The organism is Adlercreutzia sp. DFI.6.23, assembly GCF_024462535.1.
Lineage (GTDB): Bacteria > Actinomycetota > Coriobacteriia > Coriobacteriales > Eggerthellaceae > Adlercreutzia > Adlercreutzia rubneri.
In genome coordinates, this window is the sequence record NZ_JANGBP010000829.1 from 1 (window position 1) to 287 (window position 287).

General features: G+C 70.0%; 1 protein-coding gene. It reads left to right on the forward strand.

What is annotated here, in order from left to right:
- Positions 1-287: rRNA adenine N-6-methyltransferase family protein (locus NE591_RS15635; protein WP_305145289.1), on the forward strand; the 287-nt coding region annotated here is incomplete at both ends.

A 287-nucleotide genomic window follows, 5' to 3' on the forward strand; every position in this document is an offset into this window, starting at 1 on the left:
CTTGGACTCCGTCACCATCATGGTGCAGAAGGAGGTGGCCGACCGCATGGCGGCCGCCGTGGGCACGAAGAACTACGGCGCTTACACCGGGAAGCTCGGCTGGCACGCCGAGCCGGCCGGCCGCTTTCCCGTGGGCCCGGGCAACTTTTTCCCGCCGCCCCGGGTCGATTCCGCCGTCATCCGCCTGAACCGACGCGTGCCGCTCATGGCCGATGGGGCACCTGCCACGCCGGAGGTCATCGCTGCTGCGGCTCTCATAGCCGACGACGCCTTCGCCAACCGCCGCA